13 protein-coding genes are annotated in these 14,977 nt (G+C 60.2%); 11 read left to right on the top strand and 2 right to left on the bottom strand.

The window, feature by feature from the left end; all coding sequences use genetic code 11:
- Position 1: 1 nt before the first annotated feature.
- From ABQX22_RS16730 to ABQX22_RS16720, 3 genes are all read left to right on the top strand, one after another.
- Entirely contained in the window at positions 2-1,084 is a 1,083-nt protein-coding gene (locus tag ABQX22_RS16730; RefSeq protein ID WP_349800977.1) for a 5-(carboxyamino)imidazole ribonucleotide synthase, read from the top strand.
- Between the two features lie 202 nt (positions 1,085-1,286).
- Positions 1,287-1,532 carry a GlsB/YeaQ/YmgE family stress response membrane protein gene (locus ABQX22_RS16725; RefSeq protein WP_349800976.1) on the top strand — a complete coding sequence of 82 codons (246 nt, stop codon included), beginning with the start codon at positions 1,287-1,289 and terminating at the stop codon, positions 1,530-1,532.
- A gap of 78 nt (positions 1,533-1,610) precedes the next feature.
- Positions 1,611-2,147, top strand: coding sequence for a DUF3299 domain-containing protein (locus ABQX22_RS16720; RefSeq protein WP_349800975.1), 537 nt, complete (start codon positions 1,611-1,613; stop codon positions 2,145-2,147).
- A 99-nt stretch (positions 2,148-2,246) separates the two neighbouring features.
- Here the strand turns inward: ABQX22_RS16720 and ABQX22_RS16715 are convergent, their stop codons facing one another.
- Together ABQX22_RS16715 and ABQX22_RS16710 are read right to left on the bottom strand one after the other, a co-directional pair.
- The gene (locus tag ABQX22_RS16715) at positions 2,247-3,173 is read right to left on the bottom strand and encodes a D-hexose-6-phosphate mutarotase (RefSeq protein ID WP_349800974.1); all 927 of its coding nucleotides are present in this window, start codon (positions 3,171-3,173) and stop codon (positions 2,247-2,249) included.
- Positions 3,174-3,272: 99 nt separating this feature from the next.
- Positions 3,273-3,674 carry an acyl-CoA thioesterase gene (locus ABQX22_RS16710; RefSeq protein WP_349800973.1) on the bottom strand — a complete coding sequence of 134 codons (402 nt, stop codon included), beginning with the start codon at positions 3,672-3,674 and terminating at the stop codon, positions 3,273-3,275.
- A gap of 384 nt (positions 3,675-4,058) precedes the next feature.
- Here ABQX22_RS16710 and ABQX22_RS16705 point away from each other — a divergent pair, with 384 nt between their 5' ends.
- From ABQX22_RS16705 to ABQX22_RS16670, 8 genes are all read left to right on the top strand, one after another.
- Positions 4,059-5,351, top strand: a complete 1,293-nt coding sequence (locus ABQX22_RS16705; RefSeq protein ID WP_349800972.1) for an MFS transporter — start codon at positions 4,059-4,061, stop codon at positions 5,349-5,351.
- 150 nt (positions 5,352-5,501) lie between these two features.
- Positions 5,502-6,503: a phosphate ABC transporter substrate-binding protein PstS family protein gene (locus tag ABQX22_RS16700; protein WP_349800971.1), complete on the top strand. Its 1,002-nt coding sequence runs from the start codon at positions 5,502-5,504 to the stop codon at positions 6,501-6,503.
- Between the two features lie 167 nt (positions 6,504-6,670).
- Positions 6,671-8,956, top strand: a complete 2,286-nt coding sequence (locus ABQX22_RS16695; protein ID WP_349800970.1) for a hypothetical protein — start codon at positions 6,671-6,673, stop codon at positions 8,954-8,956.
- Between the two features lie 15 nt (positions 8,957-8,971).
- Complete coding sequence (gene pstA, locus ABQX22_RS16690) at positions 8,972-10,642, top strand: phosphate ABC transporter permease PstA (RefSeq protein ID WP_349800969.1); 1,671 nt, start codon at positions 8,972-8,974, stop codon at positions 10,640-10,642.
- A 142-nt stretch (positions 10,643-10,784) separates the two neighbouring features.
- Positions 10,785-11,585 (top strand): phosphate ABC transporter ATP-binding protein PstB, encoded by an 801-nt coding sequence (pstB, locus tag ABQX22_RS16685; protein WP_441005304.1) that lies wholly within the window; start codon positions 10,785-10,787, stop codon positions 11,583-11,585.
- 63 nt (positions 11,586-11,648) lie between these two features.
- Entirely contained in the window at positions 11,649-12,407 is a 759-nt protein-coding gene (gene phoU / locus ABQX22_RS16680) for a phosphate signaling complex protein PhoU (protein WP_349800968.1), read from the top strand.
- Between the two features lie 174 nt (positions 12,408-12,581).
- The gene (locus ABQX22_RS16675; protein WP_349800967.1) at positions 12,582-13,484 is read left to right on the top strand and encodes a response regulator; all 903 of its coding nucleotides are present in this window, start codon (positions 12,582-12,584) and stop codon (positions 13,482-13,484) included.
- A gap of 319 nt (positions 13,485-13,803) precedes the next feature.
- Complete coding sequence (locus tag ABQX22_RS16670; protein ID WP_349800966.1) at positions 13,804-14,706, top strand: M23 family metallopeptidase; 903 nt, start codon at positions 13,804-13,806, stop codon at positions 14,704-14,706.
- Positions 14,707-14,977 lie beyond the last annotated feature (271 nt).

Here is a 14,977-nt window from a genome sequence, read left to right as displayed (position 1 = left end):
CATGAAGATCGGTGTAATCGGTGGCGGCCAGTTGGGTCGCATGTTGGCCCTGGCGGGCACGCCGCTGGGAATGAACTTCGCTTTCCTCGACCCTGCGCCAGACGCCTGCGCGGCGGCATTGGGCGAGCATCTGCACGCCGACTACGGCGATCGGGAGCACTTGCGTCAGCTGGCCGACGAAGTGGACCTGGTGACCTTCGAATTCGAAAGCGTGCCGGCTGAGACCGTGGCGTTTCTCTCGCAGTTCGTCCCGGTCTATCCAAGCGCCGAGGCCTTGCGTATCGCCCGTGATCGCTGGTTCGAGAAGAGCATGTTCAAGGACCTGGGCATTCCGACGCCTGCGTTCGCCGACATTCAGTCCCAGGCAGATCTCGACGCGGCAGTGGCCAGTATCGGCCTGCCAGCGGTCTTGAAAACCCGCACGCTGGGTTACGACGGCAAGGGCCAGAAAGTCCTGCGTACCGCGCAGGATGTGGTCGGCACCTTTGCCGAGCTGGGCAGCGTGCCCTGCCTGCTGGAAGGCTTCGTGCCGTTCAGTGGTGAAGTCTCGTTGATCGCCGTGCGTGCCCGTGATGGTGAAACCCGGTTCTATCCGCTGGTCCACAACAGCCACGACAACGGCATTCTGCGCATTTCCATCGCCAGCACCGATCACCCGTTGCAGGCGCTGGCCGAGGACTACTCGGGCCGCGTGCTCAAGCAGCTGGATTATGTCGGTGTGATGGCCTTCGAGTTCTTCGAAGTCGACGGCGGGCTGAAGGCCAACGAAATCGCGCCGCGTGTGCACAACTCCGGGCACTGGACCACTGAAGGCGCCGAATGCAGCCAGTTCGAAAACCACCTGCGCGCCGTGGCCGGTCTGCCGCTGGGTTCGACCGCCAAGGTGGGCGAGAGCGCCATGCTCAACTTCATTGGTGAAGTGCCTGCGGTTGAAAAGGTTGTCGCCATCGATGATTGCCATCTGCATCACTACGGCAAGGCCTTCAAAGTCGGCCGCAAGGTCGGACACGCCACGGTGCGCAGCGCTGACCGGACGACGCTGGACCGTCAGGTGAAACTGGTTGAGGCGTTGATCAAGCCCTGACCCATCTGTAGGAGCGCGCTTGCCCGCGATGGCGTCATATCAGCTGCCACTGATGTGACGGGTACACCGCCATCGCGGGCAAGCGCGCTCCTGCAGTTGTTCTGCGTTGTGATTGAACCATTGCGCCGCCCCACCTCTCTCATAGCGTGATGCCAATACCCGGCTAGGCTTTGGCGTATCAATTCATACAGAGGGGCACGACATGGGAATCATTGGAACCATCTTCATCGGCTTGATCGTTGGCCTGCTGGCGCGTTTCCTGAAGCCGGGCGACGACAGCATGGGCTGGATCATGACCATTGTGCTCGGTATCGCCGGTTCGCTGGCGGCCACTTATGGTGGTCAGGCACTGGGTATCTACCAGGCGGGCGAGGGCGCCGGTTTCCTGGGCGCTCTGGTAGGCGCTATCGTGTTGCTGGTCATTTACGGCCTGATCAGAAAGAAGTAATTGTGTGACTGGCCCTCTGCGCTAATACAGCGCAGAGGGCTAGAATGCCGCGCACTCACTCCTCGCGCCGAGCATCCAATGCGTCATCTTTTCCTCGCTTTACTGTTGCTGGCCGCCTGGCCCGCACACTCCGCTGACATCCCTGAGACTGACTGGCTGGCGCTGATGCCGAAGTCGGACCAGAAAGCCCTCGAAGCCATGCCTGACATCGACCACAACTCCCCGGAAGCCCAGGGAACGTTCGACAGCAAGGGCGGCTTGAAGCAAAGCAAGGGTTTGCCCGCCGTGATGTATTCGACCAAAACCGTGCCGACCCTGAACGGCAAGACCATCCGCTTGGGCGGCTATCCTGTACCGCTGGAAACGGACGCAAAGGGCCGCAGCACGCTGTTTCTCCTCGTGCCTTATCCCGGCGCCTGCATCCACGTGCCGCCACCGCCACCCAATCAACTGGTGCTGGTGCGGTATCCGAAAGGCTTGAAAATCGAGGACATCTACACGCCGCTGTGGGTGATCGGCGCGTTGAAGATCGAAACCGTCAACAACGACCTGGCCGACGCGGCGTATGCGCTGGATGCGTCGAAGGTGCGGGTGGTGACCGAGGCGGATTTGTGAGGCAGTTGTAGGAGCGCGCTTGCCCGCGAAGGCGTCGTGTCAGTCGCCGGGTGTGGTGCAGACATTCCGCAATCGCGGGCAAGCGCGCTCCTACAGACTTTAAGCCTCAGGCAGCGCTTCAGCCCAAACACTCACGCTCATCACATGCATCTCATCCGGCGCAATGGTCACGATGTCACTCAAGACGTTGGCCGTTTCCACGCAGACCATCCCCTGCCAGCCATCGGGCTGCATGTCGACAAAAGTCTTTGTTTTCTCGATCCAGGGGTTCCAGACCACCGCAGAATTTGAGCCCAGCGTCTGGATATGAATCTTGCGGTTCCACGCCGGGTCGACGATTGAGAGCAGCTCGGGCGTGTCCTGATAGATGCGGTCGGTCTCGGCGGTGAAGGTCACGTCACCGGCTTGCACTTGCTCCTCGTCCCAGCTCACCAGCGTGTTCAGATAGCTAACGCCATCAAGCCCTTCGACACGGACCTGATGCACGTCACTGACTGCGAAATAACTGTGCAACGCCTGGCTCAGGGTGACCGGTTCAGTGCCGGCGTTGAAGCTGACCAGGCTAACGTTAAGCGCATCGTCCAGACGGATGTGCAGCTTGAGCCCGACCTTGTGTGGCCAGCCCGGCAGTTGAGCCTCCGCCAGTGGCTGAATGAACTCCACAATCAACGCGTCGCCGTCCTCGCCCATGCCCATCAGTTCCCAGTCGATGGCGCGGACTTCGCCGTGGGCATTGGCTGGCTCTGCGCTTTGGCGCATGGCCTGGACGCTCTCCGGGTTGCGCTGAAAATTGCCAAACCAGGGCCAGCAAATCGGCATCCCGCCACGAATCGCTTTGCCTTTTTTGAACACGGCACCGGGGTTGGACCAGATCAGCGGCTGCTGCCCGTCCAGCTGATAACTGATGATGTGCGCGCCCTGCTGGGCGATCACCAACTCGGCATGGCCGTGGCGAATCCGCCAGCAGTTGAGCTCATCGAGCACGATGGATTCGACTTGGGTGGTGGGCGTTTGCGGCGTTGGCATAAGTGTTCACTCGAAGGACAGTGACTGAATCAGACGCTGGAGAGCTTGATCAATTTACGCCGCGATGCCAAGCGCAACGACGCCAGCGGTCGAAAGCCGTCAGCGGCGAGCCGGTACAGACCGGGTGCGACCGCTGCCATCGATGGCCACGAACACGAACACCGCTTCGGTCACCTTGCGCCATTCACTGGACAGGGGGTCATCGCTCCAGACCTCGACCATCATCTGGATCGAGCTGCGGCCGATCTCCAGCGTCTGCGTATAGAAGGACAGTTGCGCTCCCACCGCGACAGGCACCAGAAATGCCATGCGATCAATGGCCACCGTGGCAACGCGTCCGGCGGCGACCTTACTCGCCATTGCGGTCCCGGCCAGGTCCATCTGTGATACCAGCCAACCGCCGAAAATATCGCCGAAACCGTTGGTTTCGCGAGGCAGTGCAGTAATTTGCAGTGCGAGATCGCCCTGCGGAATCGGATCTTCTTGTTCGAGTTCTATCATGCCTGGGGTGCCTCTGACCCATGACTGTTTAAGTCGTCAGTAAGTTGAAAAAGGGAAACTCTGCGAAATCGACTTGGTTAAATGCTTTCGCACAATTTCCCTGCGCTGACCGGGGCTGTGTCGCGGCCCGGCAGTATATCGGGCGATGGGTACCGCTACGACCGCCGAGTTCCGATTTTGACCGGCCGATGTTTCTATCAATGTGCATCTGGAAACAATTTGCTATCGTGCCGGACCGATTTGGCCAACCACGCCAACTCTGGCACGCAATTTTGATGCCCGATTGAACAGTCGAGTCCATAAGTCGCGTGAGTCGTCGATACCCTCGGCCTTCATCGCTATTGATCATTCGTCCCTGTTGAGCCTCAAAAGAGAAGCTTTTTCATGTCCTCCGTGTCTTCAAGCGCTGCGCAACCTTCGCGTCCGCTTACCCGAAACGATTACAAAACCCTGTCGCTGTCCGCCTTGGGCGGGGCGCTGGAGTTCTACGACTTCATCATTTTCGTGTTCTTCGCTGCCGTGGTTGGCAAGCTGTTCTTCCCGGTAGACATGCCCGAATGGCTGCGCTTGATGCAAACATTTGGCATTTTTGCTGCCGGATATCTGGCGCGCCCTTTGGGCGGCATCGTCATGGCGCATTTTGGCGATCTGCTGGGCCGCAAGAAAATGTTCACGCTGAGCATCTTCCTGATGGCGGTACCGACCCTGATCATGGGCCTGTTGCCGACCTACGCGCAGATCGGCATCTGGGCGCCGCTTCTGCTACTGCTGATGCGCGTGATTCAGGGAGCGGCAATTGGTGGCGAAGTGCCTGGCGCGTGGGTATTCGTGTCTGAACACGTTCCCGCACGTAACGTCGGTTACGCCTGTGGCACGCTGACGTGTGGCCTGACTGCCGGCATTTTGCTGGGCTCCCTGGTGGCCACCGCGATCAACAGCGTCTACAACCCGCTTGAAGTGATGGACTACGCCTGGCGGATTCCTTTCCTGCTGGGTGGCGTATTTGGCCTGATGTCGGTCTACCTGCGCCGCTGGCTGCATGAAACGCCTGTGTTTGCTGAATTGCAGCTGCGCAAGGCCTTGGCCGATGAGGTGCCGCTCAAGACCGTACTGCGCGACCATCGCGGCGCCGTGGTGTTGTCCATGGCCCTGACCTGGATGCTGTCGGCCGGCGTGGTGGTGGTCATTCTGATGACCCCGACCATCCTGCAAACGGTCTACGGCTTCACCCCCGCCGTAGCGCTCAAGGCCAACAGCCTGGCGATTGTCATGCTCAGTCTTGGCTGCGTGGCCGCTGGCGCACTGGCGGATCGCATCGGCGCAGGCCTGGTGTTTCTCATCGGCTCGTTCTGCCTGCTGCTTACATCGTGGACGTTCTACCACCTGGTCGGCGCCCATCCGGATCTGCTGTACCCGATGTACGCCATCACAGGATTGTTCGTCGGTACCATCGGCGCGGTGCCGTATGTCATGGTCAAGGCCTTCCCGCCAGCGGTGCGCTTCTCCGGCCTGTCGTTCTCGTACAACCTGGCCTACGCGATCTTTGGCGGCCTGACGCCCATGGTCGTGACCTTCATGCTCAAAGCCAACCCGATGGGGCCGGCCTGGTACGTGGCGATTCTGTGTGTGTTGGGGATGGGGATTGGGGTGTACTTGTTGAAACGAAAGTCCATCTGAGCCGATATCTCTGCAGCCAGTAAGAAATAAAAGGCCGATAGCCGCAATGGGCATCGGCCTTTCATCTTTTTGTCATATTCCATTCATAGAGTAGTCACAAGGCCATCATCCCTCCGGCCAGCCCACTATCGACCTCGCCAGGAGCAAGGCATGACACTCAAGCGTTTGATGACGGCAATGACTCTTGTCGCAGCCGGTGTGACGACTGCTACTGCAACCGCGGCGGTTGACCCGGCGATCAAGCCTTATGTCAAAACCAGCGGTGTCTCGGGCAACCTGTCCAGTGTGGGCTCGGACACGTTGGCCAATCTGATGACGATGTGGGCCGAGGCCTATAAGAAGCAGTACCCCAGCGTAAATATCCAGGTTCAGGCCGCCGGTTCTTCGACTGCGCCGCCTGCGCTAACCGAAGGCACTGCGACGCTGGGCCCGATGAGTCGCAAGATGAAGGACGGGGAGCTGTCGGCGTTCGAACAGAAGCACGGTTACAAACCCACGGCGATCCCGGTGGCGGTTGATGCCCTGGCGGTTTTCGTGCACAAAGACAACCCGATCAAGGGCCTGACCCTGCAGCAAGTGGACGCGATTTTCTCTGCCACGCGGCTGTGCGGCGCCAAGACCGATGCGAAAACCTGGGGCGATGTCGGGGTCATCGGCGATCTGGCAGGCAAGTCGATCCAGTTATTCGGTCGCAACTCGGTCTCGGGCACCTATGGCTACTTTAAGGAAGAAGCCCTGTGCAAAGGCGACTTCAAGGCCAACGTCAACGAACAGCCGGGATCTGCGTCCGTGGTCAGCTCCATCAGTAGCTCGCTGAACGGTATTGGATATTCGGGGATTGGCTATAAAACGTCCAGCGTGCGCACTGTCCCGTTGGCCAGGAAGGAAGGCGGCGAATTTATCGAAGACAACGAAACCAACGCCTTGAACGGGACTTATCCGCTGGCCCGCTTCCTTTATGTGTACGTCAACAAAGCGCCGAACCAGCCATTGGCACCGCTTGAGGCCGAGTTCATCCGCCTTGTTCTGTCGCAACAAGGTCAGGAAGTTGTCATGAAAGACGGTTACATTCCTCTACCAGCCAAGGTGGTCACCAAAGCCTTGGCTGATCTGGGATTACAAGAAGGTGCTACGGGCGTCGTAGCTAAATAACCCTGATGCGGGGCGAATCTGTCGCTCCGCTCACAAGAACAAGCAGGCCTTATGGATCGAGGCTCGCACTACATGTATCAGTCCGCTGCCATGATCCCAGGGCGGCGGGCTTTTTTGCGTCACCGCACTGTAATGTATTTGTCATACAGGGCGATTAGGGTGTGCGCATGAATGATCTGGCCAATTCATCGATGACCGAAAGATCTCCACCTGAGCGTATCGACTTCAATACGCCAGGGCTGCAACGCAAGCGCCGTATGCGTGCCTTCCAAAACCGACTGACCCACTGGTGCGTACTGGTCGGCGGTCTTGCCGTGTTGGCCGCGATTACCCTGATCTTCTTCTACCTGGCCTACGTGGTTGCGCCGCTGTTCAAGGGTGCCGATCTGACGGTCCAGACGCCGCAGACACCGGCATGGCTGCAAGACGCCGGCAAGCCCATGGTCCTCACGATCGAGGAGCAGAACCAGGTCGGCATGCGCGTATTGGATCAGGGCGAAGCGCTGTTCTTCCGTGTCAGTGACGGCAGTGAAATCTCCCGCGTGGGGCTGCCCCTTCCGGTCGGCGCACACGTGACGTCGGTAGGCCAGGATCAGCCTGGCAAACCTCTGCTGGCCGTCGGCCTGTCCAACGGTCAGGTGCTGGTGTTCAAACACGCGTACGCCGTGACCTATCCCGCTAACAAGAAAACCATCACCCCGGTCATCACCTATCCGTACGGCGAGACGCCGCTGGCCCTTGATGAGCAGGGGCGTGCCATCGAGCACGTCAACCTCAACGCCACGGACACTACGCTCATCGTCGCAGGCTCAACCGGTACTCAACTGCAGGTGTTGTCCCTGACCCAGGCGGAAAACCTGATGACGGGCGAGACCACCCATGAGCAACGCCGCATTGAGTTGCCGCAGTTGTCCGCGGCAGTGAAAGCCATTTATGTCGATCCCCGTCAGCAATGGCTTTACGTGATCAATGGTCGCGCTCTGGCCGACGTGTTCGACTTGCGCGATCGCACCCTGAACGGGCGTTACAAGCTGCTGGAGGACGCCGATGCGCAGATCACGGCCAGTACGCAGCTGGTGGGTGGCATTTCATTGGTCATTGGTAATTCCCGTGGCGGGATCGCCCAGTGGTTCATGGCCCGGGACACCGACGGCGAGCAGCGCTTGCAGCACATTCGTGATTTCAAAATGGGTGGCGCACCGGTCACCCAGATTACCGCCGAGCAGCGCCGCAAAGGGTTCATCGCGATGGATGCGTCGGGCAAGCTGGGCGTGTTCCACAGCACAGCGCACCGCACGTTGCTGGTCCAGCAGGTTGCCAATGGGCCAGGCGTGATCGGCCTGTCGCCGCGTGCCGATCATGTGGTGGTCGAGCAGGGCGGAAGGCTGCTGCCCCTGGACCTGAAAAACCCGCACCCGGAAGTGTCCTGGAGCGCGTTGTGGAGCAAGGTCTGGTACGAAAACTACGACTCACCTCAGTACGTCTGGCAATCGACAGCCTCCAGCAGTGACTTCGAGCCCAAGCTGAGCCTCGCGCCGCTGACCTACGGCACGCTGAAGGCTGCGTTCTACGCCATGTTGCTGGCCGCACCGCTGGCTATCGCCGCTGCAATCTACACCGCGTACTTCATGGCCCCCGGCATGCGTCGCAAGGTCAAGCCGGTGATCGAGCTGATGGAAGCGATGCCGACGGTCATTCTCGGGTTCTTTGCCGGGCTGTTTCTGGCCCCGTACCTGGAAGCCCATCTGCCCGGCATCTTCAGCCTGCTCATCCTCACCCCGATTGGCATCCTGCTGGCGGGCTATCTGTGGACGCGACTGCCAGACTCGATTCGCCTGCGCGTGCCCGAAGGCTGGGAAAGCGCGATCCTGATTCCGGTGGTGTTGCTGGTGGGCTGGCTGTCGCTGGGAATGAGCGCTCACCTGGAAACCTGGCTGTTCGACGGCGACATGCGCGCCTGGATTACCAACGACCTGAAGATTCCCTACGACCAGCGCAACGCCCTGGTGGTCGGCATTGCTATGGGCTTTGCGGTGATCCCCAATATCTATTCCATCGCTGAAGACGCTGTGTTCAGTGTCCCGCGCAGCCTGACCCTGGGTTCTCTCGCGCTGGGTGCGACGGCGTGGCAAACCCTGACCCGGGTGGTGATCCTCACGGCGAGCCCCGGCATCTTTTCGGCGTTGATGATCGGCATGGGCCGTGCGGTGGGCGAAACCATGATCGTGCTCATGGCCACCGGCAATACCCCGATCATGAACATGAACCTGTTCGAAGGCATGCGCACCCTGGCGGCGAACGTTGCGGTGGAGATGCCGGAATCTGAAGTGGGAGGCAGTCATTATCGAGTGTTGTTCCTCGCGGCGCTGGTGCTGCTGATGTTCACCTTCGCCATGAACACCTTGGCAGAGCTGATTCGTCAGCGCCTGCGCAAGAAATACTCGTCTCTTTAGGGAAGGTAGAAGATCGTGAAGCAGACCTCCCTTAAAAGCTGGTTCAAAAGCGGCGCCCCTGGCGTCTGGCTCAGTGCGGGTGCCGTTTCCATCGCGGTGATCATGACCATTGGCCTGTTGCTGGTCATCGCGATCAGAGGCCTGGGGCATTTCTGGCCGGCTGACCTGATCAGCGCTCAATACGCTGTGCCCAACCAGGCGAACCACGTGCTGGTGGGCGAGCTGGTGGAATCCGAGCGGGTGCCCCACGCACGGCTCAAAGGCGCAGGCCTGCCAGTGCCGGATCAGGGCCCCGAATTCATGACCCGCGACCTGTTCAAGGTCGGCAACCGAGACATCGGCCCCAGCGACTTCACCTGGGTGGTGGGGGAGTGGCTCACCGATCAACGACGACCGGCCGAATTAATGACCCTGGAGCGTCGTGAGTGGGGCAATTTCTACGGCTATCTGGTCAACGTGAAGGAGAGCGGCACAGTCGTTGCCGAGGGCGAAGCTGCCTGGCCGACGCTGCAGGAGCGCATTCGGCGCGTCGAAACCCTGGCCGATGAGCTCGACAGTCTGGAAAAGGGCGAGATTGGCGCCATCAATCACGGCATCGAACACTTGCGCCTGCAGGCCCGGAAGCGGGAACTCAACGGCACGCTGGACGCAGCCGCCCAGGCCGATCTGGCCAGCGAGCGGGCGGAATACGATGCGCGCTACAAGGTTATCGAAGCCCGGCTGGGCGCACTGCACCAGGCCTTCGACCGCGACAGCCTTACGGCGCGGGATGCCAACGGCAAGGAAGTCGAAATCAGTCTTGGCAAAGTCGTCCACGCCTATCAACCCAATGCGATGGGCACGTTCACCAAGCTCGGTTTCTATTTCCAGAAACTGTGGGAATTCCTCAGCGAAGACCCACGCGAAGCCAACACTGAGGGTGGGATCTTTCCGGCGATTTTCGGCACCGTGATGATGACCCTGATCATGGCCGTGATTGTCACCCCCTTCGGCGTGCTGGCGGCGGTGTACCTGCGTGAGTACGCGCGGCAAGGGCCGATCACTCGTCTGATTCGTATCGCGGTGAATAACCTGGCGGGCGTTCCCGCCATCGTCTACGGCGTGTTCGGCCTGGGCTTTTTTGTCTATGTGCTGGGCGGCTCGCTGGACCGGCTGTTCTTCCCCGAAGCGTTGCCGGCGCCGACGTTCGGCACGCCGGGTTTGCTCTGGGCCTCGCTGACCCTCGCGTTGCTGGCGGTGCCGGTGGTGATCGTCGCCACCGAAGAAGGCCTGGCGCGGATTCCATTGAGCCTGCGAGAAGGCTCGCTGGCGCTGGGAGCGACCAAGGCCGAGACGCTGTGGAAGATTGTGCTGCCCATGGCCAGCCCGGCCATGATGACCGGGCTGATCCTCGCCGTGGCACGCGCTGCCGGCGAAGTGGCACCGCTGATGCTGGTGGGGGTGGTCAAGATGGCGCCGTCGTTGCCGGTGGATGGCAACTACCCTTATTTGCACCTGGACCAGAAGATCATGCACCTGGGCTTTCACATCTACGACGTGGGGTTCCAAAGCCCGAACGTGGAGGCCGCGCGGCCCTTGGTGTACGCCACAGCCCTGCTGCTGGTGCTGGTGATTGCCTTGCTTAACCTGTCCGCCGTGACCCTGCGCAACCGACTGCGCGAGAAGTACAAGGCGTTGGACATCTAATTAGCCACAAGCGGCAAGCTTCAAGCGGCAAGCTAAATGCCGCACGCCGTTTTGCTTAAGACTTGCAGCTTGCAGCTCAACGCTTGCAGCTACGAACGGAGTGAGCCCAATGCAACAAGATCCTCCTGCGCGCGCGATCAATATGTCGTCGCTGGGGCGCAAACGACAGAGCCTGGACCTGGCGAGCGAGCCCGTGGCCTTGGAAGTGCCGGGCCTGAGCCTGTTCTACAACAACACGCAGGCCTTGTTCGACATCAGCATGAACATCCCCAAGCAGCGGGTAACGGCGTTCATCGGGCCGTCCGGCTGTGGCAAGTCGACGCTGCTGCGCACCTTCAATCGCATGAACGATCTGGTCGACGGCTGCCGGGTGCAGGGCGCGGTCAACCTCGATGGCCATGACATCTACACCAAGGGCGAGGATGTCGCCGAATTGCGTCGCCGCGTCGGCATGGTGTTTCAGAAGCCCAATCCGTTTCCGAAGACCATTTACGAGAACGTGGTGTACGGGCTGCGGATTCAAGGGATCAACAAAAAGCGTGTGCTCGACGAAGCGGTCGAGTGGGCGTTACGCGGCGCAGCGTTGTGGGACGAGGTCAAAGACCGCCTGCATGAATCTGCGCTGGGGCTATCCGGTGGTCAGCAGCAACGTCTGGTGATCGCCCGCACTATCGCCGTTGAGCCCGAAGTACTGCTGCTGGATGAGCCGTGTTCGGCGCTTGACCCGATTTCGACCCTCAAAGTCGAAGAACTGATCTACGAACTGAAATCCAAATACACCATTGTGATCGTTACCCACAACATGCAGCAGGCGGCGCGTGTGTCGGATTACACCGCCTTCATGTACATGGGCAAGCTGGTCGAGTTCGGTGATACCGATACGTTATTCACCAATCCGACCAGGAAACAGACTGAAGACTACATAACCGGTCGTTACGGCTAGCACGTGCTTCGTCAGCCCTGAACCACCGCAGCGGTCTCGCAACTCATCGGACGGACATTGAGCATGATCAAAGACAGCCATACACATCACATCTCCCAGCAGTTCAATGCCGAGCTTGAAGAAGTTCGCAGCCACTTGCTGGAAATGGGCGGCCTGGTGGAAAAGCAGGTCAACGACGCCGTCACCGCGCTGATCGACGCCGATTCGGGTCTGGCGCAGCGGGTGCGTGAGGTCGACGACCGCATCAACCAGATGGAGCGCAACATCGACGAGGAGTGCCTTCGTATTCTGGCCCGTCGTCAGCCTGCCGCCTCCGACCTGCGTTTGATCATCAGCATTTCCAAGTCGGTGATCGACCTGGAGCGCATCGGTGATGAATCCACCAAGATTGCCCGCCGTGCGATTCAGTTGTGCGAAGAGGGCGAGTCTCCGCGCGGTTACGTCGAAGTGCGTCACATTGGTGATCAGGTGCGCAGCATGGTGCGCGATGCCCTGGACTCTTTCGCCCGCTTTGACGCCGATCTGGCGCTGTCTGTCGCTCAATACGACAAGACCATCGACCGTGAGTACAAGACCGCGCTGCGTGAACTGGTCACCTACATGATGGAAGATCCGCGTTCGATCTCCCGCGTGCTGAACGTGATCTGGGTGCTTCGCTCGCTGGAGCGTATCGGCGATCACGCACGCAACATCTCTGAGCTGGTTATCTATCTGGTGCGCGGTACAGACGTGCGCCACTTGGGTCTCAAACGCATGCAGGAAGAAGTTAAGGGCCGCATTGCCGAAACCCCTCATGTTCCGGACGTACCTGACGATAAATAAGATTGCCTGCTAAAAAACGCCCGGCACCTGCCGGGCGTTTTCGTTTCCCGGTTTTCACAATCGTTAAAGTCGCCCGCGAACAACATGTCCCGGTGGCATCAGAAAAGTTTGGCAGTTGGCCAGCAGCCAGCGACATGCTCGCCATTTGCGGTGAACACGCCATCAGGAGCGTCGATGAGTAAAGTCAGTGTATTGGTGGTGGATGATGCCCCGTTCATCCGCGATCTGGTCAAAAAAGGCCTGCGTAACGCCTTCCCGGGTGTGCAGCTGGAAGATGCCGTCAACGGCCGTAAGGCCCAGGTGCTGTTGAGCCGCGAGGTCTTTGACCTGGTGCTCTGTGACTGGGAAATGCCGGAGATGTCCGGTCTTGAACTGCTGACTTGGTGCCGTCAGCAGGACAGCCTGAAGACCATGCCTTTTATCATGGTCACCAGCCGTGGCGACAAGGAAAACGTGATTCAGGCGATCCAGGCCGGCGTGTCGGACTTCATCGGCAAGCCGTTTACCAACGAACAGTTGCTGACCAAGGTTAAGAAGGCGCTGCACAAGGTAGGCAAGCTGGACGCGCTGATGACAGGCGCACCTGCGCGCATGAACTCGGCGTTCGGCAATGACTCGCTGAGTGCCCTGACCGGCAACCGGGCGGACGTTGCGGTGGCTTCGCCTGCGGCTGCGGCCCCCGCGCCTGTACAGGCTCCGGTAAGGCCGGCTGCGCCGGCGGCGCCCGCTCCCGAGCCCACCGGGCGGGGCCAGGGCCAATTGCGTCTGCCCAGTGGCACTCAGCCGTGCGTGATCAAAGCGCTGAGCCTCAAGGAAGCGTTGTTGCTGGTGCGCCGCAGTGAAGTCCTGCCACAGATCCTCGAAAGCGCCGTACTCGACCTGGAGCAGGGCGAGAGCGCGGAAGTAGCGCGTCTGAACGGCTATCTCCACGCCATCGTCGCATTCACGCAGACACCTGACAGCGAATGGCTGCAGCTGACCTTCCGTTTCGTCGACCAGGACGCCCAGAAAATGGATTATCTGTCCCGCCTGATCGCACGCGGCACGGCGCAGAAGCACTTTATTCCGGGCGCCTGATGCTCCGTTTGCTGATCCACTGACATCGCGAGCAAGCTCTCGCCTAAAAGCCGTGCCGTTCTCTTTAGGAGCGAACGTGTTCGAGAAGCGCCGTGCCTGACACACCGCGTCGAGTGCTTCGCCAACACGTTGGCTCCTACGGGCGTCGCGCGTCCGACGAAACACCCTGGCGGATGCATAGAAATTGCAAACCCCCTGGCACCCGCCGCTGACGCGATTTCCTTGACGCTTGGTGTATTGCCGATTGATACGGTTGAGTGCTCATCCCTCGTCATCGCTGTTAGGCTGGCGCCATTCGCCACTAGACAGACGTACTCCGATGCTCAAGCGCTTGCTGGTCGTATGTGCCTTGCTGCTGACCGCTCAATCGGCCGGGGCGGTCACCATCTACAAATACACTGACGCCAACGGCGTCGTGTCGTTTACTGACCATGCGGTCCCCGGCGCTGCGGTGCTCAAACTGCGCGAACGGATGGTCGAGCGCATCGACCAGCAAGTGCGCCTGAACGTCAAAAAAGAAAAGGGCACCGACAGCCTTTACGTGCGCAACGACCTGTACGCGCCGGTGGAAGTCGAACTAAAGCTGTCCGGCTTGAAAAACGTGTTGGGTGTAGCCGATCAAGTCATCCGCCGAACCATCGCAGCCCGCAGCAACGAGCGCCTGATCGCCCTGAGCCCACAGCAGACCGGCAAGGCCATGAGCTACAAGCCGAGCCTGCGCTCCATCGTCGGTGACCCCCAACGCAGCGGCCATTCATTTGCCTACCGTTATCCGTTGCCCTGGGTGGGTGGACCCTTCCGGCTGAGCCAGGGGCCTAACGGTCCCTACAGCCATTTCGGCGCCAAGAGCCGCTACGCCATGGACATCGCCATGCCCGAAGGCACGCCGATTATCGCGGCGCGCAGCGGGATGGTAATCAAGACCGAAAACAGCCAGACCGGCAGAGGCGCTAACCCTTCAGGCAATTTTGTGCGGGTGCTGCATGACGACGGCACCATGGGCGTTTATCTGCATTTGATGCAGGGCTCGGTGGTGGCCAAGGAAGGCCAGCGGGTCACCGTCGGCAGCGCGTTAGGCCGCTCGGGCAATACCGGCAACAGCACCGGGCCGCACCTGCACTTTGTGGTGCAGCGCAACGTCGGGCTGGCGCTGGAATCAATCCCCTACGAATTCGCCCAGCCGGTGCAAAGCCTGCCGAATTTCGCGGTGGGTGGGAATTGAAATACGGTGGTGACGCTGCGCTGTGATCGTTCCCACGCTCCGCGTCCCGTTTATGACGCGGAGCATCACCAAAGGCGTCCCCACGCAGAGCGTGGCCATGATCAAGATGCAAGGGCGTACGTCGATCCGCTTCTGCCGAAGGCGTGGGAGCTGACTTGTCTGCGATCTGCCGGGAACCGGCAGTAAAACCTGAACACGCGGTGTGTCAGGCGCAACCCGGTTGACTGGGTTCAGGGCCGCTTCGCAGCCCATCGCGAGCAAGCTGCGCTCC

The organism is Xanthomonas sp. WHRI 1810A, from assembly GCF_040202885.1.
Lineage (GTDB): Bacteria > Pseudomonadota > Gammaproteobacteria > Pseudomonadales > Pseudomonadaceae > Aquipseudomonas.
Note: the sequence above shows the minus strand (reverse complement) of the source record. Positions and strands in the feature narration are given on the sequence as shown.